This window comes from Kordia zhangzhouensis, from assembly GCF_001005305.1.
Classification (GTDB): Bacteria; Bacteroidota; Bacteroidia; order Flavobacteriales; family Flavobacteriaceae; genus Kordia; species Kordia zhangzhouensis.
Genome location: NZ_LBMH01000003.1, coordinates 562,910 through 582,979, shown reverse-complemented (window position 1 = coordinate 582,979; position 20,070 = coordinate 562,910). Strand labels below are relative to the sequence as shown.

The 20,070-nt window shown below is 32.1% G+C and carries 23 protein-coding genes; 7 read left to right on the top strand and 16 right to left on the bottom strand.

Annotated features, from left to right (window positions below; translation table 11 throughout):
- Nucleotides 1-121: 121 nt before the first annotated feature.
- A complete protein-coding gene (locus AA088_RS05965; RefSeq protein ID WP_046744017.1) occupies nt 122-1,009 on the bottom strand; it encodes a tetratricopeptide repeat protein in 888 nt (295 codons plus the stop codon).
- Nucleotides 1,010-1,232: 223 nt separating this feature from the next.
- On the opposite strand from AA088_RS05965, the gene AA088_RS05960 reads away from it, so the two are divergent.
- From AA088_RS05960 to AA088_RS05950, 3 genes are all read left to right on the top strand, one after another.
- Nucleotides 1,233-2,201 (top strand): sensor histidine kinase, encoded by a 969-nt coding sequence (locus AA088_RS05960; protein WP_046744016.1) that lies wholly within the window; start codon nt 1,233-1,235, stop codon nt 2,199-2,201.
- The gene (locus tag AA088_RS05955) at nt 2,198-2,902 is read left to right on the top strand and encodes a LytR/AlgR family response regulator transcription factor (RefSeq protein WP_046744015.1); all 705 of its coding nucleotides are present in this window, start codon (nt 2,198-2,200) and stop codon (nt 2,900-2,902) included. The genes AA088_RS05960 and AA088_RS05955 overlap by 4 nt, the downstream gene beginning before the upstream one ends.
- A gap of 132 nt (nt 2,903-3,034) precedes the next feature.
- A complete protein-coding gene (locus tag AA088_RS05950) occupies nt 3,035-3,820 on the top strand; it encodes a nitrilase family protein (RefSeq protein ID WP_046744171.1) in 786 nt (261 codons plus the stop codon).
- On the opposite strand, the gene AA088_RS05945 is transcribed toward AA088_RS05950, so the two are convergent.
- Together AA088_RS05945 and AA088_RS05940 are read right to left on the bottom strand one after the other, a co-directional pair.
- The gene (locus tag AA088_RS05945; RefSeq protein ID WP_241483386.1) at nt 3,804-5,366 is read right to left on the bottom strand and encodes an Ig-like domain-containing protein; all 1,563 of its coding nucleotides are present in this window, start codon (nt 5,364-5,366) and stop codon (nt 3,804-3,806) included. The two genes, AA088_RS05950 and AA088_RS05945, sit on opposite strands and share 17 nt — an antisense overlap.
- 113 nt (nt 5,367-5,479) lie before the next feature.
- A complete protein-coding gene (locus AA088_RS05940; RefSeq protein ID WP_046744013.1) occupies nt 5,480-6,169 on the bottom strand; it encodes a ComF family protein in 690 nt (229 codons plus the stop codon).
- Nucleotides 6,170-6,220: 51 nt separating this feature from the next.
- Here AA088_RS05940 and AA088_RS05935 point away from each other — a divergent pair, with 51 nt between their 5' ends.
- The 3 genes from AA088_RS05935 to AA088_RS05925 all read left to right on the top strand — a co-directional run bounded on the left by AA088_RS05935 (nt 6,221) and on the right by AA088_RS05925 (nt 8,877).
- On the top strand, nt 6,221-6,619 hold the full coding sequence (locus AA088_RS05935) for a hypothetical protein (protein ID WP_046744012.1): 399 nt from the start codon (nt 6,221-6,223) through the stop codon (nt 6,617-6,619).
- 125 nt (nt 6,620-6,744) lie between these two features.
- Entirely contained in the window at nt 6,745-7,299 is a 555-nt protein-coding gene (locus tag AA088_RS05930) for a class I SAM-dependent methyltransferase (RefSeq protein WP_046744011.1), read from the top strand.
- 36 nt (nt 7,300-7,335) lie between these two features.
- Nucleotides 7,336-8,877, top strand: coding sequence for a glycine--tRNA ligase (locus AA088_RS05925; protein ID WP_046744010.1), 1,542 nt, complete (start codon nt 7,336-7,338; stop codon nt 8,875-8,877).
- A gap of 71 nt (nt 8,878-8,948) precedes the next feature.
- Here AA088_RS05925 and AA088_RS05920 read toward each other — a convergent pair whose 3' ends face one another.
- The 13 genes from AA088_RS05920 to AA088_RS05860 all read right to left on the bottom strand — a co-directional run bounded on the left by AA088_RS05920 (nt 8,949) and on the right by AA088_RS05860 (nt 19,592).
- Nucleotides 8,949-9,515 carry a hypothetical protein gene (locus AA088_RS05920; protein WP_052752799.1) on the bottom strand — a complete coding sequence of 189 codons (567 nt, stop codon included), beginning with the start codon at nt 9,513-9,515 and terminating at the stop codon, nt 8,949-8,951.
- A 107-nt stretch (nt 9,516-9,622) separates the two neighbouring features.
- Nucleotides 9,623-13,009, bottom strand: coding sequence for a hypothetical protein (locus AA088_RS05915; protein WP_082106577.1), 3,387 nt, complete (start codon nt 13,007-13,009; stop codon nt 9,623-9,625).
- A 132-nt stretch (nt 13,010-13,141) separates the two neighbouring features.
- Complete coding sequence (locus AA088_RS05910) at nt 13,142-13,561, bottom strand: arsenate reductase ArsC (protein ID WP_046744008.1); 420 nt, start codon at nt 13,559-13,561, stop codon at nt 13,142-13,144.
- A 172-nt stretch (nt 13,562-13,733) separates the two neighbouring features.
- Nucleotides 13,734-14,072 (bottom strand): ArsR/SmtB family transcription factor, encoded by a 339-nt coding sequence (locus AA088_RS05905; RefSeq protein WP_046744169.1) that lies wholly within the window; start codon nt 14,070-14,072, stop codon nt 13,734-13,736.
- A gap of 72 nt (nt 14,073-14,144) precedes the next feature.
- Nucleotides 14,145-14,879, bottom strand: coding sequence for a hypothetical protein (locus AA088_RS05900; protein WP_046744007.1), 735 nt, complete (start codon nt 14,877-14,879; stop codon nt 14,145-14,147).
- A gap of 111 nt (nt 14,880-14,990) precedes the next feature.
- Entirely contained in the window at nt 14,991-15,377 is a 387-nt protein-coding gene (locus tag AA088_RS05895) for a VOC family protein (RefSeq protein WP_046744006.1), read from the bottom strand.
- Between the two features lie 12 nt (nt 15,378-15,389).
- Nucleotides 15,390-15,905, bottom strand: coding sequence for a DUF4199 domain-containing protein (locus tag AA088_RS05890; protein WP_046744005.1), 516 nt, complete (start codon nt 15,903-15,905; stop codon nt 15,390-15,392).
- 131 nt (nt 15,906-16,036) lie between these two features.
- Nucleotides 16,037-16,723, bottom strand: coding sequence for a hypothetical protein (locus tag AA088_RS05885; RefSeq protein ID WP_156168428.1), 687 nt, complete (start codon nt 16,721-16,723; stop codon nt 16,037-16,039).
- Between the two features lie 110 nt (nt 16,724-16,833).
- Complete coding sequence (locus AA088_RS18795) at nt 16,834-17,259, bottom strand: response regulator transcription factor (RefSeq protein ID WP_046744003.1); 426 nt, start codon at nt 17,257-17,259, stop codon at nt 16,834-16,836.
- Nucleotides 17,260-18,198, bottom strand: a complete 939-nt coding sequence (locus AA088_RS05875) for a 2-hydroxyacid dehydrogenase (RefSeq protein WP_046744002.1) — start codon at nt 18,196-18,198, stop codon at nt 17,260-17,262. It abuts the gene before it with no gap.
- Nucleotides 18,199-18,203: 5 nt separating this feature from the next.
- The gene (locus AA088_RS05870) at nt 18,204-18,569 is read right to left on the bottom strand and encodes a cupin domain-containing protein (protein WP_046744001.1); all 366 of its coding nucleotides are present in this window, start codon (nt 18,567-18,569) and stop codon (nt 18,204-18,206) included.
- A 152-nt stretch (nt 18,570-18,721) separates the two neighbouring features.
- Nucleotides 18,722-18,922, bottom strand: coding sequence for a hypothetical protein (locus tag AA088_RS05865; protein ID WP_046744168.1), 201 nt, complete (start codon nt 18,920-18,922; stop codon nt 18,722-18,724).
- Nucleotides 18,923-19,070: 148 nt separating this feature from the next.
- Nucleotides 19,071-19,592 (bottom strand): GNAT family N-acetyltransferase, encoded by a 522-nt coding sequence (locus AA088_RS05860; protein ID WP_046744000.1) that lies wholly within the window; start codon nt 19,590-19,592, stop codon nt 19,071-19,073.
- A 289-nt stretch (nt 19,593-19,881) separates the two neighbouring features.
- Between AA088_RS05860 and AA088_RS18195 the strand changes: the two genes are divergently transcribed.
- On the top strand, nt 19,882-20,055 hold the full coding sequence (locus tag AA088_RS18195; protein ID WP_156168426.1) for a hypothetical protein: 174 nt from the start codon (nt 19,882-19,884) through the stop codon (nt 20,053-20,055).
- Nucleotides 20,056-20,070: the final 15 nt, after the last annotated feature.

Genomic DNA, 20,070 nt, shown 5'->3' with positions numbered 1-20,070 from the left:
TGTACGAACACTTTTTGTTAAAATTAGCAATAATTCTATACATAACGCAAAAAGCAACACAAATCTCATATTGAGAGGTGTTGCTTTTAAAAAAACAAACGTTGTTTGTAAGAAAGAATCCTTATTTTTCTATTTGGCTAAGCATTTTTTGAGCATTTTGGTCGTTTGGGTCTATATCTAAAACTTTTCGGTAATATTTTTGAGCAGCTTGGAAGTTATGTGCTTCGTAATAGGCTTCAGCTAGACTGTCGTAACTATTTTTATTTTTTGGAAAAAGATGTGTGTTAATTGTAAATACAGTAATTGCTTTATCAATTTCCTTAGCACGAAGTAATACATATCCGTAGGTGTTGAGTTCTTTCAAACTTTTCGCATACGGTTGAAGATGAGTGACAATTTCAGTAATATGGTTTGTAATGTGAGTTATTCCTTTTTTTTCAATAAGTTGCTGAAGCTGAGTGACAATTTGATACGAATGCTCGTATGGTTTTTTTCGGCAGATTTTTAAAAGATCGGCTTCCAAACTTTCCACAGGATGTTCGACGATACGACCAATTTCTTTTCCTTTTTGATCGAATACAATAAAAGTTGGAACTCGATGAATATCAAACCCTTTTTCCTCATGATTAGGTCCTTGTTTGTATGAATCTCGTTCATTATTGAGCCCGATAACACGTAACTTGTCCTGTGGGAAACCCGTTGCTTCCAGAATTTTGTAAAATCTTGGAACTTCGCGTTTGCTATCGCCACACCAAGTTCCCATAAAAATAGTAAGAGTATGTTTTTTTAATTTTCTGCGAAGCTTTTTAATTATTTGTTCATTAGGCTCATATGCTTCAAAATTTGGGGTAAACCAGGAATTAAAAGAATTCGAGGTCAATCCTTGTTTTGTAATAATACCTAACATTTTTTCATTTCCACGAGCATCTTTACTTAGAATAGTAGCATCTTGTGAAAGCGAACGTTGGCATAAGAATACTGCGATGATGCAAAGGATATACTTGTTCATTTTTTGATGATTTTAGATTGAGAATTCAAAATTGGTTAACGCAATTATGAAAAACTAAGAAAGTGTATCAACTGCATAAAAGAATCAATAAACAACAAGAAGAATGTATTTGTTCTTTTTTGAAGAGAGTTGGAATTTGATACCTACATTTCTGCTTTTTATACTTCATAATTTGACGATCTTTCGCTTTCTTAGTACTTTGATTGTTTGTAAACAAACCAAGATGAATTTTTTTAACTATAAAATATCAAAGATTCTAATCCATGTTTTATTTTGGGCATTATTCATCTTTGTTTCCCTATTTTACTTTTCAGACTATTATTGGGCTGAGAATCCGTTTTTGCAATATTTATCGATTTTAGTGAGTATTGTGTATGTGAACGACTTTGTATTACTTCCTTTTTTTGAAAAGAAAAAATGGTATGCATTATATATATTGATAATTACAATCATTAGTTTTTTAGCAACACAATTATATTGCAACGTGTTTGCTCAATGTGGATGTAGTGTAGCTAAGTGTTTGTCGGATTATGTATGGCAAACCATTGTACCAATCATTTTCTTTTCTTTTGTGTGGATGTTATTTCGGTATTTACAAAAAAAGGATGAAGTAGAAGCTATTGAGCAAAAACATACTGAAATGGAACTGAAGTTCTTAAAGTCTCAAATCAATCCACATGTATTATTCAATAATTTAAATACAATCTATGCGTACTCGTTAGAAAAACCTGCTCAAGTGCCAGAATTAATCTTAATGTTATCCAATAATTTGAAACATGTATTGTATGAAAGCAATGCAACGTTTGTTCCGTTAGAAAAAGAAATTACCTTCATAGATAATTATATCAAGTTTCAAGAAATTAGAACGGAAGGAATCAAAACAATTGAATATTCTAAACAAATTCAAGACAATCATTATATGATAGCTCCATTGCTCTTAATTACATTGATAGAAAATTCGTTTAAGCATAGTACAATGGATACAAAGATTAAAATTTTTATTACTCTTGATAATGAGGTGCTAACTTGTAAATGTGTAAATGCGTATGATGCTTCTAAAGAAACAGAAAAAGAAGCAATTGGGTTGCAAAATTTGCAAAAACGACTGGAGTTGATTTACAAAGATTGTTATGAACTAAAAGTAACTACTCATGAGGAATACTGTGTAACGTTAAAATTACAATTAGTATGAAATGTATAATAATTGAAGATGAAATTCCTGCACAACGGATTTTAAAAAGCTATATAGAAAAAGTTTCTTATGTAGAATTGGTAGGAACATTCAACGCAGCCTTAAAAGCATATGATATATTACATACGGAAGAGATTGATCTTATATTTTTAGATATTAATTTACCAGATATTTCAGGATTAAGCTTTTTGCGAACATTAAAAAATCCACCAACAATTATTATGACTACAGCATATCCTGATTATGCCGTAGAGAGTTTTGAATTTGAAACAATTGTGGACTACTTAGTAAAACCTTTTTCATTGGAACGTTTCTTAAAAGCTATTCAAAAAATACAACGCTTTAAAGTTCAAGCTGTATTAAAAGAAGAGCCAAAACTTGTCACAGAGACTTTATTTTTAAATGTTGATAAGACTTTTTATAAAATCCAGTTTCAAGATGTATATTATGTAGAGTCTGAGCGAAATTACTTGACGCTTGTCAGTAAGCAGCAAAAGCTTTCTTTTATTGGAACATTGCGAACTTGGAAGGAAAAACTACCTGAACATCAATTTGTACAAGTACACAAGTCATTTGTAATTAATAAAGATCATGTTGAAAAAATTGCGGGAAATGAAGTGTATATTTATGATCAACGTATTCCAATAGGAAGAACCTTTAAAACAAAGCTTTTTGAAGTATTAAATATTCATGGTCATTGAGCTAAAGATGTCTTTGTTTAGCTAAAATTAGTTAACTGAAAATTATTGCTGTTATACTGAAAACTACACTAATGAGTGATAGGGCGAAAGATATTTTTTGTACTTTCATACTCTCATTTTTATATGATTTCAATGGAGAAAGAAGTTTTACAAATTGCATTAGTGCAAACGAGTCTTAGTTGGGAAAACCCTCAAGAAAACCGTTCTCAACTGTCTAAAAAAATAGAAGCAATTACGGAGTCTGTAGATATAATTGTATTACCAGAAATGTTTACCTCTGGTTTCACTATGAATCCGCAAGTTGTAGCAGAAACAATGGATGGAGAAACGATGTTGTGGTTGAAAAATTGGGCAGTATCCAAAAATGTAGCCATTACAGGAAGTATGGTAATCTCTGAAAACGGACATTATTACAATCGTTCTGTATTTGTATTTCCTTCAGGTGAAGTTGAAACATATGATAAGAGACATACCTTTACATTAGCAGGAGAAGATAAAGTATATACGGCAGGAACTGAAAAAAAGATGATTCATTACAAAGGTTGGAATCTTTGTCCGTTAATTTGTTATGATTTGCGCTTTCCTGTTTGGGCTCGAAATGTAGAAAATTATGACGTTTTATTATATGTAGCCAATTGGCCAAAACCACGTGTAAACGCTTGGGATGCATTACTTAAAGCTCGTGCAATTGAAAATATGAGTTATTGTATTGGAGTCAATCGAGTAGGATTGGACGCAAATTCGAACGAGTATTCAGGGCATTCAGCAGCGTATGATGTTTTAGGTGAAAAGATTTCAACTATTTTGCCAAATACAGAGCAAACGGAAATTGTGACATTGACCAAAAATCACATTGCCACATACAGGAATAAGCTAAAATTTTTAAATGATAAAGATGCGTTTACTTTAAATTTGTAAGTGTTTCAATTACATCCCAATTAGCGCGAATTTCAACTCTTTTTGGAAAATACTTAACTGTTTCGGGTTGGATATTTTTTAAGTAATTTCCAGTGTCCCATTTTCCATTTTTATTGCTGTCAAAAATTACGCGGAAATATACAAATTGTGGGTCGATATACGGAAAAGTATACGAAGGCTTTGGTTCTGTTACATATTCTTCGGCAATGACTTCCAGTTTTTCATTCACAATTTGAATAATAATAGGGTAGGAACTACTATTGTATGATAATTCAATATTTCCGTACTCTTTATATTCTTTAGTTGTGAGTGTGTAATTCAATGTGTCATTTACTTCGCCATAAAAATCTGTCATTGCTTTAGGTAACATTTTTACCGTATATCGTTGACTTTCTTTTTTCTCAAAAGCAATATCTAGACTATTGTCTATTTTATTATATGTTGTTTTGAATGTAACAGCCACAGAGTCTTTATTTTGAATTGATATTTGGCGTTCGTCAAAATCAACAATAGGAGTATTACAAATTACTTTAAAATTTTTGTTTGGAGGAATGGTGCCTCGATAATTGGGTGTTAGGGTCATAGAATCTCGTTCTATATCTTTCAATTTTACAGTAAAATCTTTGCTGTAATTCCCTTTAGAAACCGTAAACACTAAAGAATCTGTTTTGGGTTTAATATTATCAAACCAATATCGCAAGGTGTCTTTTTCTGGATCACGTGTTATTGCGTACCGAAAATCTTTTGGAACATCAGATGTGACCGTAATATTCATGCTATCTACTTCACCCTCATATCCAAAAGCAATCATTTTTTTTGAAATTTGTGCTGGACGCGTAGCTTTAAAAGCTGGAATTTCTTTAAATAATGTGATGGTATATGATGAATCAGTTGGAATAGTAACTTCCTGTTCTACATACCCAATTTTATCTCGTGAAGGATTAAAAACATAATTGTTGGAAACATCTTTTAATGCAATCATTTTATAAGTACCAGCACGTAGGTTTGAAAGTTTGAATTCTGTTAAACTATCAAGTGTGTTGGTAATATAAGTAGGTGTTTTTTTGTATACAGTAGAGTCATTGTATGTAGAATCAATGGCATACAACATTACCGATACAAAATCTTCAGGTTTCCTATTTAAGGCATCTTCAATAGTTCCTGAAACCTCAAGAGAATCAATATAAGGACCTGTAGAAAATACATATTTGAAATAATCGTATGGGTTGTTTTCATTATTATCTACAATACTTTGACCAAAATTGAATGAATACGTTGTATTAGGTTGTAAGGAATCTATAATTTGAATATCTATATATTTACTAGCACTCCCTTGAGGATAAATAATATAACCACCATCTTTAATAGGTGGCGAGATAATTAATTGCTTTTGAATATCTTTTACTTTGATATATTCATCAAAATAAATACGAATCCGCTTTTCATTAAAGTTAGTGCTAAATTCCTCAGGCTGCGATTTTACCATTTTTGGAGGCGTTTTGTCTGGATCGCCACCTGTAGGGAAACCACGCTTTGCGCAATTCATCAAAGATAAAATCAAAAAGAAAACTAAAGAAAAATATATAAAACGTTGTCTCATTAACTAAACTAAATAATGCGCTACAAATTAACTAATTATTTTTCGTACTAACGAAGGTTTTAACTTGCTATTGACATTGTTGCAATACTGATTTTAATATTTGGCGTTTTTTGAAGTGCATTTGAACATGCCTCAAGAGTTGCTCCAGTAGTAATAACATCATCTACAAGTAATATGTGTTGATTTTTTAAAATCTCATAGTCAGTAACTTCAAAAGAATTTTGAATAGTTAGCCAACGATCAGTCCTATTTTTGAATGCTTGTGTTTTTGTATGCGTTGTTTTTTGAAGAACCGTATCAGTATATGTTGCTTCTAAATGTAGAGCAAGTTGCTGTGCAAATTTTGCAACTTGATTATACCCGCGCGCTCGCAAACGTTTTTTATGTAATGGGACTGGAATTACATATGAAATGTTTTTGTAGGAAGGAATGTCTTTTAGTTGATTTCCTAATAAAGTCCCCAAAAAAGTTCCAATTTCTTCTTGTCCTTTATACTTTAAATGATGTAGTAACTGTTGTACTATTCCCTTTTTCTTGTAATGTAACAAAGCAGTTGCATTTTCAAGAATTATGCGTCCGTAAAAAGTGTTGTATGCAGGATTTTGTTGGTGCTCATGAAAATTAGTAAAAGGTAATTTGTGAAAACATTTTGTGCATACATGCGTTTCTTGATGCATAAGTTTTTCTGAACAACCAATACAAGTTTTTGGAAAAAAGGAAGAAAGAATATTATTTAATATATTTGTCATTCAAAAAAGTCTCGATATAGTATCATTAGCAGTTAAAAGTACTACTTTTTTATGGGCCGAGCCACAAAAGACACAATTCAAAGAATATTACTAATTGCACTCTCGGCAATGACAGTATCTATGATACTTATTTCTATATTCAATTATAATGATAATAAACAGAAAAACGAGTATTTAGAAAAAGAGAAAGTCTTGGTACAAGAAGAATTAACAGAGATTATCAAAAATTATGATCACTTTGGAAAAGTATCAACGACCAAAGCAACACAAGTACAACTAGAAAAAGAAAAAGTGAAAGCATTGCTTAAAAGGATACAAGCAAGCGTATTGGACTATGAAACCATTATTGATTATCGCAAGCAAATGATTGAATTACGTAAAAGTAACCGACAAATGCAGCAAGAACTTAATCAAGGAATGTCTTCTGGTGACATGAACACAAGCTATTAATTCAAGTCTTCTTCGTTTTAAGAAATAGCAAAGAATCCTAAAAAAGTAGTATAATTTCTGAATATTTTCTTTACTTCGCATAGAATAAAAATTGACCACTAAAAAAGTGTAAAAAGGTTCTTCATTTGGATAAATTAAAATTTTTTAGAGAAGCTATACGCGATATTAAAACTTCTGGAACTATTTTTCCCAGTTCACGATTTCTGACTCGAAGAATTGTAAATACAATCGATTTTTCAAAAGCCAAAGTTATTGTTGAGTTTGGACCAGGTAACGGAATTATCACTAAAGAAATTCTCAAAAGAATACCAAAAGATGCTATTTTAATTGCTTTTGAAATTAATGATAAGTTTTTTCAATCTCTTGAAAAAATTAAACATTCACAATTGATTATTGAAAAAGTTTCCGCAGAAAAAGTAGAATCGATTTTAAAAAAACACGGTTTTGATAAAGCAGATTGTATCATCTCTAGTTTGCCTCTTACTAACATTCCCACAGAAATTAGCGACCGAATTTTAGACAATTCGTATAAAGCAATGAAAAAAGATACGCTCTTCGTTCAATACCAATACAGTCTTACATACTACAAAAAACTAAAAGAAGTTTTCAACGATCAGGTCAAATTATCATTTGAAGCATTCAACATTCCTCCCGCTTTTGTATACATCGCAAAAAAATAGCTTGTAGCTGATTCACAAACGTTTTATATTTGCGCCATGGCAAAACAAGACGATCAATTTAAAAAGGTAATATCGCACGCAAAAGAGTACGGTTATATATTTCAATCAAGTGAAATATATGATGGTTTGAGTGCTGTTTACGACTACGCCCAAAATGGTGTAGAACTCAAAAAAAATATACGCGACTACTGGTGGAAGGCTATGGTGCAAATGAATGAAAATATTGTAGGAATTGATGCTGCAATATTAATGCATCCAACCACGTGGAAGGCTTCTGGTCACGTAGATGCATTCAACGATCCGTTGATTGATAATAAAGACTCTAAAAAACGCTATAGAGCAGATGTTTTGGTAGAAGAATATTGTGCCAAAATTGAAGCAAAAATTGAGAAAGAAGTTACAAAAGCAGCAAAGCGTTTTGGAGAGGCATTCAATGAAAAAGAATTTTTAGCAACCAATGGACGCGTTGTAGGATACCAAGAAAAAATTGATAGTATTTTGTCTCGCTTGGCAAGATCATTAGAAAATGAAGACTTGGATGATGTCAAAGCTTTGATAGAAGAATTGGAGATTGCCGATCCTATATCTGGTTCAAAAAATTGGACAGACGTAAAGCAATTCAACCTAATGTTTGGAACAAAGTTGGGAGCTTCTGCAGATACCGCAATGGATTTGTATTTGCGACCTGAAACAGCGCAAGGTATTTTTGTAAACTTTTTAAATGTGCAAAAAACTGGGCGTATGAAAATTCCGTTTGGAATTGCACAAACAGGAAAAGCTTTTCGTAACGAGATAGTGGCACGTCAATTTATCTTTAGACAAAGAGAGTTTGAACAAATGGAAATGCAATTCTTTGTGAAGCCAGGAACTCAGAAAGAATGGTATGAACAATGGAAAGAAAGTCGCTTAAAGTGGCACTTGTCGTTAGGAATGGGAGCGGAAAACTATCGTTTTCACGATCATGAAAAATTAGCGCACTATGCAGATGCTGCTGCAGATATTGAATTTAAATTCCCGTTCGGTTTCAAAGAATTAGAAGGAATTCATTCACGCACAGATTTCGATTTAAGTCAGCACGAAAAATATTCAGGAAAAAAACTTCAATATTTTGATCATGAATCTAAAGAAAGTTATGTGCCGTATGTTGTAGAAACATCTATTGGTCTAGATCGTATGTTTTTAGCTGTTTTCTCAAACTCGTTGGTAGATGAAACTTTGGAAGATGGTTCTGAACGTACTGTATTGCGCTTGCCAGCTGTATTAGCACCAACAAAAGCTGCGGTATTGCCTTTGGTAAAAAAAGATGGATTGCCAGAAATTGCTCGTGAAATTATTGATGATCTTAAGTTTGATTTTAATGTCATCTATGACGAAAAAGATGCTGTAGGTCGTCGCTATCGTAGACAAGATGCCGCAGGAACACCTTTTTGTATTACGGTAGATCATCAAACATTGGAAGATCAAACGGTAACCATTCGTCATAGAGATACAATGGAACAACAACGTGTTAAGATTGAAGATGTTCGAGGAATCATCAATAAGGAAGTAGACATGCGTGCTTGGTTAATGAAGATGTAATAATCTGATATAAAAACATAAAAAAAGCTGTTCCTTAAATAAAGAACAGCTTTTTTATTTTGCTTTTTATTTTAGAATCTATATCCTAAAGAAACACCACCTCTAAAGGTAAACTCTGGAGAATTATCATCTAATCCAATATTACGTCCACCACCAAGTGAAATTTCTAACATGAATCCTCTTTTATTTACCCATTTATTTCCTATTCCAAAACCAGCAGCAACATCAAAATAATCACGTTCTGGAGCATCAACATCAAAAATGCTATCATAATCTTCTCCAGAAGCAAATTTTGTAAATACTTCTACAAATAATCCTTTAGCTCCATAATCTTGCTTGTTAAAAAAGTAGAATCTAAAAAATGGAGTAATAGCAAACTTTTCATAATACCCATCATCACTATCTCTAAAATTAGCAAATAGAGAAGCTCCGTATCCATAAGAAGTATCACTTACACGCTCATAAGTAAGATCGATAGCGGAGAAAAAAGCGGCGTCAAATACGTCTAAACGAAGCTCATTTACACGATTACCTACGTTATAAAAATCATCTTGTTGTGGTGTAGTTTCTTGAGCAAAACTCTGAAATCCTGTAAAAAATAATAATGCTGTAATGCATTGAGTAAAAATTTTTCTCATAATAATTAACGGTTTTGTTGTTACATGTTGCTTGTTATATCAACAATCATACCATCATTAGATTCTAGAAGAAAGAAAAGGTTGCGTAGGCGTTTATAAAATATATGTTAAAAGAACGCTCGTAATTGTACATTCCCTGTATGAATGGTTTTAGAAGTTTCGCTTTTTCTTCCAAAATAAGATAAGTTTAAATCTAAGAATTTGGTTAATTTTTTTTGAAGTAAAAGATTCCAAGTAAAGTTGGTGCCTGGTTGTAACCCTTCAAGCATTTGATACCCAACAGGAGAGAAAGCATTTCCTGAAAAATCATTCGTAAAGTAATTGAACTCACCATTCAACGAAATTTTTTGCTGATTGCTATATGCAAAAGAAACACCTAGTTTTTGTTGAGTTAAAGTTTCCAAATCTCCAATTAGATTTTCTTTGTTTTCAAGCCTATAAAAAAGACTGAAGCGACTATTTCTATTGAATATATAGGATAAAGTAGGTTCTATTTTAAATAGACCAATTTTAAAATTTTTGTTTAAGAAATTTTCTGAAATGCTTTCTGTTTTTCCTGTACTTGCTATAAAATCAGTTAACCAGAAATTGCCAATTTTGTGTGTAAATTGGAGTTGATGTGAGGTATTGATGTTTTCTTGAGATCCAACTGAAAGCAAATTTTTCGATTGAGCGCTCAAATAGGTATATGATGTCGTATATTTTTGTTTTCCCCTATTATAAAACAAAGCATTTCGTAAAGTTTGTGTTAGCCCTAATACATCTTCTTCATTTCTGCTATTAAAAGGATTAAAATTAAAATTATCATTGTTTCGGAGAGTCTTTCTGTCAATTAAAAATGATGTTTGATTGTAAAAATGCGATAAAAATTTCTTTAGTCCTATAGTATTGTTATTGTTCCATTGTGCAGGGTTTAAAGTAATTACCTGACTAAATTTAGTTTGATGTGTTTTAATGAAAATTTGATTGGGCAATAATACACGTACATAAATAGCTTCGTCAGGAAATTGAGCCAATTCAAATTCATTCAACTCTTGAATACCATTGTTGTTATAATCATTCCAAGTATAAACACCTTGTCCAGGATCTACTTGTATATATGTAAATTCTTGTTGCGGTAATGTGCCCGAGTTGGTTTCGTATACCGTATTTAACAAGGCTTTGTTGTCAAATAATCGCTGTTGGTATACAAGACGTGAATTTAAAGACTTTTCATCTTCAATACTTTCATCCTCTTGTTGTAATATTCTATAATTAACAAACAATGATAACTGTGTACGTTCATTTTGAATCAATCGAGAACGCATAAAATAAGTGTTAGAAGCGTTCACTCGTTGTAAATTTTCGTTGCGTAAACTATCATTTACTCGGTGTGTATACCCAATTTCAGCATGAATCTTTAAACTATCACCAACGCCTACAAAACCAGTATAGGCTTTGAATCGTTGGCTAATAGGAGTAAAGTTTTTAGTGGTTATTTCTTTTTGTTCATTACCTTCTAAATCGACACGAGCTCCTATCCAACTTTTCTTGAAACTATAGGCAGTTTTTGCAAATAATCGTAAGAAATCCGATGTAGTTGTGGTGGTTTCACTAGTCAAATAGCTTCCGCTAGATTGCACTCGTAATTTTCCAAACTGTAAATGAGTGTTAAGAACATGTCTATTTCCTGTGGCATTATTGTCAAAATCTAAATATTCAAAACGGTATTGAGCTGTTCCATTTTTTTTGTTTAAAAAATTCAATCCAGCAGCCAAAAATTGTTGAGTTCCTGTATTCAATCGATTCTGTAAGTTCCAATCTCGATTAAACTCAATGGAATATAATCTTTCTATGGTTTGAAATTGTTCGTCAATATGAGTTAAATCTGCAAAACTTTCAATTTTCCAGTTTTTGTCTAATAATTGTTGTTTTACACGAACTTTTGCTGCCAATCCTTGGTTATTTTCATCATCCAAAGAAGAAAATAAATTCTGATCGTTAGTACTAAAACCAACTTCAAATTGCATGTTTGTTTTGTTACTTGGAGTGTAAGCTCCATTTACGACGGCAACTTGTGTTTTTGTTGGAGCAACTAACTGAATAATAGGTTCGTAATTTCCTTGTGGAATGCCTGAAATGGGAGCAATGTATTCATAAATTCGTCCATTAGAAGCGGTGTTGGACAATATATAGTTTCCCTGATTGGCTCCAACAAGCGTAAAACGAACATCAAAAAGGGTGTCATCTGGATTATTGGAAAAAACAAACACTTCAACTCCATTGATGAGTTCTTTCCTATATAAAATTCGATTTTCTGAAAAAGCTTGTTCTACAGCCGAAGGAGCGCTCATTAAATCTTGATTATCTCCAGCCTCACGTAAAATAGAAACTTGTTCTTCAGACAAATTTTGTTGTATAGGTTGATTTTTAGAATCATTTTCAGAATATATATATCCACCTATTTTGAATTTTTTTTGTTCGTATTGTGCACCTCCATAGGCTACAAAACGAGTATAATTGTTGTCTGTAAACTGATACTCCACAGTAATTCGCATTTCAGAAGTAATTGGAAATTTGGACGTAAATGTGATTTCTCCCGCATTGTAATCAATTACATAGTCATTATTTTCTCCACGTTGAACAGGCAAACCATTTACATACACTGTTTCACTACCCGAAACAATCAGAATAAAAAGTTCTTCATTTGGCCCTGTAAGTTTGTAAGGGCCTTGATTGCCTTCTTGGCCTTGAAATCTACTTTGTGTATAACGTCCACGCACCAATGCGCCCGCAGCAAAAAGAGTAGTATTGCTATTTTCGCTTGGTAAATTTGCTGTAATTCCTACACCTTGAACTTTTTTCTGAAAACGCATAAAATCGGTAGATGTATTTTCTAAATTCACATCACCAGCACGAATTTTCCAATTTTTACTTTCCAATTCAATAAACACTTGATCAAATTCGTCTAAGCGTTGCGAATACCCGCTTTCTTGAATAGGAATATTTGCGTCTTGAATTGATGCTCTAAGTGTTACATTTTGGGATATTTTACCAGAGATTTGAAGGTCCAGCTCAGAATTTAAAACTGTATTTTGGTTATTCCCTACAGTAACCCCTCGCGAAATACTTCCAGAAGTATTCAACCCATCAAAAAGGCGAGTGTTTTTAACTTCTTTATTTGAAGATAACGAAACGATTTTATCAATATCAATAGGATTTTCAACAATAACACTGGTATTAAATCCTGAGTATTTTTTTGTGAGAAATTCAGGGTATTTGGTGTAATTGATGTGAATAGAATCCGTTGTGATTTTTGAACGGTCTAAATAAAGAATCGCTTTGGCAAAGTCAACACGATATGCTATTGTATCAATAGGCATACGTTGTGTATCCAAAACTCTGAATTGGAATGGATTGATACTTACCGTATCTAACACAATTGAATCTTTTACGGCTACTTTTTTGGTACGACGATTTTTTGTTTGTCCCTGAAGCTGTACAGTGAAAAACATGCCGATACAAAAAAATAGAAGAAGTGACCTCATCAACAACTAAACTAATTCCAATCAAAAATATTTTAATTTTTGCAGGAAAAGAAGCTTTTTAGTTGAAAGGACTCTTTTTACAGTAAAGATTTACTCGTTTTAACTCAATTCTGTTTCCGCAAATTCTTTACAAAAAGCTTTTATTTGGTTTCGTGTATTTTTAAATGCATTGAAAATTTTTTCTTCAGAGCCGTTGACTTTGGATGGATCGAAAAAATTTTGATGAATACGTTTTGCATTTTTACTAGGAATTACTGGACAGTTTTCTTGTGCATGGTCACAAACAGTAATAATGTAATCAAAATTAATGTTTTTGTATTCGGAAATAGTATTGGAAGTGTTGTTGGAAATATCAATTCCATCAAGTTTCATGATGGCAATTGCTTTTGGATTGACTCCATGCGTTTCAATTCCGGCACTATAAATGGTTGCTTTTTCTTTTGCAAAATGGTGTAAATACCCGTCTGCCATTTGACTACGGCACGAATTTCCCGTGCAGAGTACAAGTACATTTTTCATAATTTTTGGTAGGATTTTAACGTATTAATTTCTGAGGGTTATTTATTTGAAGATTTGGGGATTTTCAGAAATTAATAACAATTATAACAAATGTAAGCAGAAGAATAGTTTTTCGTTTACCTTTCGTCTAAAAATGATGTTATTTTAACATTTGAAGCTGTTATTAAGTATGTTATTGCGAGTTTTTACTTTGGCAATTGACTTGAATTTTTACAAAAAAATCATTGATGTTTCTCCTATATTGATTTAAAAGATTGAGATCAATGGCATAAAAAATATTTTTTCCTTGTGTTTTTTGCTTTAATAATTTGATTCGCTTAATCTCAGAAAGATGTTGAGAAATAGTAGGTTGTGCTAATCCTGTTGCTTTGACTAAATCATTACAATTGCAATATTCATTTTTGCTAATATATTGCAAAATAGAGATTCGTGCAGGATGTCCAAGAACTTTAGTGATTAGGGCAGTTTCGTTTTGATATTCGTCAAAGATGTGATTTTTTGTAATTCCCATAGAAATGTCATTGCAATGTAATATTGCAATAAAGATAAAAAAAGCTGGATACACTCCAGCTTTTTTATGTTTTTATTTTCCAAACAAACGCCTAAAAAAGCTTTTTGTCTTTTTGGAAGCTTCGTCTAAGGTTTCTTTAGCTTCTTCTGTAAATTCCTCCAAACGTTCGCTAGCTTCTTCTGCAAATTCGCTTACCTTTTCCTTTACATCTTCATACACTTCTTTCGCTTCTTCACTAAATTCATTGGCTTTTTCTTTAGCGACTTCTTTGTACTCTTGAAATTTTTCTTTGGCTTCTTCGGCTAGCTCGGCAGCTTTCTCTTTCGCTTCTCCATATACTTCTTTGGCTTCTTCAGCAAAATCAGCCGCTTTTTCTTCTGCAATTTCTTTATATTCTTGAAACTTTTCTTTTGCTTCTTGGCCGTATTCGTTAGCTTTTTTCTTAGCTTCCTCAAACTTTTCTTTGGCATCTTCAGCAAAATCTGCGGTCTTCTCTTTAGCAGAATCAGTAAACTCGTTAAATTTTTCTTTGGCGGCACTAAATGTTTCTTTCGCTTCTGCCTTAAGCTCATCTACTTTGCTTTTGGAGTTTTCCGAAGCTTTATCTTCAATGTTTTCGGCTTTTTCTCGAAGTTCCTCTAATGTGTCTTTAGCAGATTCAAGAGTTTCTTTTACCTCATTTTTTACAGCTTCTTCTTTTTGTTTGATGTTTTCTTTCGCTTCATCTTTTATTTCTTCGGCTTTCGCTTTCGCAGCTTCTGAAGTTTCATCTATTTTTTTCTCCAGATCTTTATTTTTTTCACTCATAATCGTTTTTTTAAGTTGGTTTCTTAAAGTTACTATTTTTTTACTTTTAAGAAACTTTCTATCAATAGGATAACGATAAGTTTACAAATGCAATTTTTTGTTACAAAGATTTTATTGAAATGCAGCGTCAATTGGTTCCCAAAGTTCAATTTTGTTTCCTTCAAGGTCAAGAATCCAACCAAATTTTCCGTATTCATATTCTTCTATTTCACCAACAATAGTAACGCCTTCTTGTCGCAAAGTTTCGAGTAATTCAACTAAATTTTCTACCCGAAAATTCATCATGAATTGTTTTTCGCTAGGTTTAAAATAAGTAGTTTCTTTTGAAAACGGACTCCATTGAGTTGAGCAGTCTTTTCCGTCTTTATCTTTCCACCAAAATGTACATCCGTAGTCATCAACAGGTAATCCAAGATGCGTTCCATACCAATTTTTTAATGCTTTTGGGTCTTCAGTCTTGAAGAAAAACCCACCTAAGCCAGTAACTCTTTTTTTCATGTGTATTTGTTTTTATGATTTTTTATGAAGTAGTAATGAAGAAAGTAATGAAATGATTACGCCAATGACAAATACAATCATAGTCATGGAGAAAAACACAACAAGCGGATTTCCATACGCTTCGTTTTGTTTTCGTAAGGTAAGTTTTTCCAGTCTTATTTCTTCTGTGGAAAGATCTGTTCGAGCGTCTAACAGATTCATTTCATATGCTAAATATTGTTCGGCAAATTCAGGATTAATCCAAGTAATGTATATAGCATCCATCAACCCAAAACCAAGTGCTGTAAAGATAGAAATCAAAGCGCCAATTGTAAAAGCAGTTTTAAAGCTGATTTCCCCATTCAATTCATAATCTTTATGATGTTTAATTCCAAAGTATACAAAAATCAAAGATGTAATCATTGTAGTATATCCTACAATGGCCTGCACTTTAAATGTGTACCCTTGCCCAAAATAAAGTGCTAAAAAGAATAAGACGAATGCAGTAATAAAGCCAAACATTCCGTATTTAAGAACTGTATTTTTCATCTTTATGTAATTTTTAAGTTGCGACCAAAAGTAGTGGAGGCAATACAAACAGGACTCATACGAAAGTACCAATTCATTCCTACGAAGGTACTAATTTTAAGAATGTGATGATTTTAGGATAGTGTAGAAAGTTATTTTATCCAATTCCTAATCGTTGAAGATTCGCTCCACATACCACAAAACACACTTTTTTCAAACACTTGTATTTCATCTTTGCTCAATGAAAAAAATTCAACGCATGTGACATATACTTCATATCCATGAAGTGTATTTTCAAAATTTAAGTTCTTTAGAATTTTTTCATGACGAATAATTCGGTTGATTCTTCTTTCATTAATTAATCGCTTGTGTCTGTAATCGATAAAGTAGTATTGATCATTTTCTTTAAGGATAGTAGCCTTTTTCTTTTTATGAATGAAGCATGCACTTAAACCATATTCAACTGTAATTTGTTCGTTGTTTTTTAAAGATTCAACAGAAGAAAATGTATTCGCAAGTCTTTCACGAGAAGGGTTTTCTGTTTGTAGAATGATTTTTTTGAACTCTCGATCCGATTCAAACGAGAACGCTATAGAATCTACTCCAAAAACAGTATCATATTTAAGTTTGTAGTTTCCTTTTGGTAATTTGTGTAAAATATGTGAATTATTTTTTAAATGACACTGGGTAAATAGTAACGAATCATTCTGATATAGATGGTAATCAGAACTCCTATTCATTTCTTTTTTAGGAACTACCTCAATACGTAAAAAGTTTTCTTGAGCAAATGAGTTTGAGATGATAAGAAATAGTAAATACTGAAATATAACTTTGGTCACAGGCATTTGTATTGAGTTATTCTTATTATTTCAATGAAGATTGTGAACTTTTTTATGTTTATAAAGTTATATTTTGTTAAGTATACTTACGATTGAGTAAAGTGAAATTTTTAGTGAGGTAATATGAAAAGGTCTTTTGCTTTTTGAATGGCTTGTGTACGACGTTTAACGTTTAATTTTGTGTATATGTTTGAAACATGAGTTTTGATTGTACTTTCTGAAACAAATAGGAGTGAAGCAATTTCTTTGTTGGAATGTCCTTCAGCGAGTTTACAAAGAACTTCATACTCACGTTTGCTCAAACCTAAATTTTCAATCTGTGCATGATTGATTACAGAGTTCTTAACGGTTGTTTCTGTATTTTTTAATTGTTTTCGTTTGTTAATATAGATTCCAATGAAGAAAAAAATAATAGCTATGCTCGCAATTATAAGTTCTATGGAAGTATCTCTTCTCATAATAGAGAGTTTGCTTAACTGAAATAGTGCTAGTAAGGCAATGATTAGTATAGTAAAAACAAAAACAGTCTTTTTCATTTAATGAAAATATATTTTGAATTTATCTACAATGGTTTGTGAAAGTTTTTCTTTGCTTTCTTTTGTCCAGCCAGCCACATGTGGTGTTAGTAACACATTTTTTGCTTCTATCAAGTATTGAAATGCCTCGGGTAAATGACCGTCTTGAAATAAATTTTCAAACGAACTTTTTTCATATTCTAATACATCCAATCCTGCACCGAGAATTTTTCCAGATTTGAGTGCTTCAACAAGATCTTGAGTTACAACACTTTTTCCACGAGCGGTATTGATGAACCAAAAATCGTGATAAAACTTTTCAATGAAATCTTTATTAATCATGTTTAATGTGAGCGGTGTTTGTGGAGTATGTAAGCTCAAAACAGTTGCTTGTTCTTGTAACTCTTTCAGCGAGACTTGCGTTGCATTTTCATCGCTTACGTTTTCTTTTAAATCATAACACAAAACATTTACATCAAAACCTCTTAATTTTTTAGCAAATGCTTTTCCCATATTTCCATACCCGATAATGCCAACGGTTTGTCCATCAAGTTCTACTCCGCGATTGGCTTCCCGTAGCCACAAACCTTTTCGTACTTCATTATCAGCTTTGTTAAGTTTGTTCAATAAAGAAAGTAACATGCCTAAGGCATGTTCTCCAACTGCATTTCGATTCCCTTCAGGCGCAGAAATGAGTTGTATTCCTTGTTTTACTGCATATTCTATGTCAATATTTTCTAATCCTGCGCCAACTCTTCCAATAAATTTTAGCTGTGTAGCTTTTGATAAAAATTCAGCGTCAATTTTAAAACGACTACGAATAATAAAACCATCATATTTATGGATTATTTCCATAATTTCTTCTCTTGAAGATGTGTAGTCTTCAAAATTAGAATGACCTAAAGCGTTTAATTGATTGATGAGTAGTGGATGGTTTTCATCCAAATGTAAAATATTCACAGCGATTATATTTTAGGGTATTCAGTTTGTGTTTTTTCATGTTGAACGGTTCCTGTATGTGCTGTTGTTAATTTTTCAAATAATAACACATGTACTTCTTCGCCATTTTTTGTGGTTGGACAATGTTCTACTCCTTTAGGAACAACAATTATTTCACCTTCATTGACGGTAACTGTTTTGTCACGAAATTTCATGTATAATGTTCCCTTTACGACCTGAAACAGTTCGTCTTCATTTTCATGAGAATGCCACACAAATTCATCTTTAATCTTTGCTAAAAGTACTTGCATATTATCAACCACAGCAATTTGATGTGGATGCCATTGTTTGTCGAAAAGTTGGAACTTTTCTTTGATATTGATTGCGTTCATGCAACTAAATTACATGTTTTTTTAGACTTATGTTTATCAAAAATGAAATTCATGTATAAGGTTTATAACTGCATATAAAAAAATAGCATACACTTTTATTGTGCATGCTATTTTCAATTGTTTATTCTTTATTATTGTTAAAAGGTATTTTGTTAGTTGTTATCTGCTTGGATAGCATCTGTGTCTTTTCGATATTTTAAAAGGCCAATTCCTGCAAAGAAAAAAACAGTTCCTAAAATAATCATTGGCCATTGGACATTTCCCATATTCATACTTCCAAAAACAGATAGTACACCAAGGGTTAATGTGATTCCAGCTCCAATTGTTAGTAAAAATCCTAAGGTCTTTATCATATTCATTGTGTGTATTGGTTATGATTCAAAATTAGAGATTTACTTACAGTTGTATGTTACACATATTTTACAGTTTGTTATATAATTTTACTGAATATGAGTTTATTACCCAAAGAGAATGGTAATTTAAATGGGACAGAGTTGTACTTTAACTTGTTTTCATCATTATATTAAAAACAAAGTCTTCTTTACCAATGGTAAATGAGTGTGAATGGTGTTTGTGAAAGTCGTGCTCTTTATAAAAATTTAGTGTTCGCTGGTCTGTATGTAATTCTTTTAGCCAAACATGCTTGATATTTAACTTTTGAATTTCTTCGAAGAAATCTACTTTGAGTTGATTGCCATTTCCTTCTGTGCGATAATCTTTTAAAATGTACAGTTTTTGCAATTCTGCAGCTTCTTTGTAGTGGGTATCAGGAACGGGCATGTCTTTTTTGAGTTTCGCAAAACCTACAGGAAGTGTCTGTGCGTAGGCAATCCAAAAAATATTCTCGCTGTTTTCAATGGAAGCTTTCATTTTTTCCTCGGAAAATTTCTCATTAATATACAACCGGAGTTCTTTTTCTGAAGAAAACAAATTGCCAAACGATTCGGAAAAATTGATTTTAGCCAATAGTGAAATATACTTAGCATCTTCGGGAACTGCTTGTCGTATGGTATGATGTGCCATGCTGTATTTTACCTTTTCAGTAGTTGTGTTGTATGGAGCTTCTTTTTGTTAGTAAACGATGTGAAAAGAAGAATAGTATAGCAGCATTGAGAAAGTTTTTAAGTTTTAACATCACCATTTCTTAATTAATGTTAAATAGCGTACGAATGGTTACAAACATACCTATCTGACGTCAAAATCAAGTCTAAATTTAAGATTTCAAACTATTTTTATTCTGCTAATATGTACTAGTTATGGTGGATTCCGAAAAGCCAAATAGTAAAAAGAGTAGGAGATTAAATTATAGACTATGAAAAAAAATCTTAAATCATTGTTATTAAAGAAATCGGTAGTTTCTGAGTTGAATTCTCAAAGTGCCCAAGGTGTTAAAGGAGGAAATAGAAGTGTATTAACACAGGAAGATACTATGTGTACTTCAAATGCGATAGGTTGTGAGTATACAGTGAATTATACTTGTGGATAAAAAAGCAAGAAATAT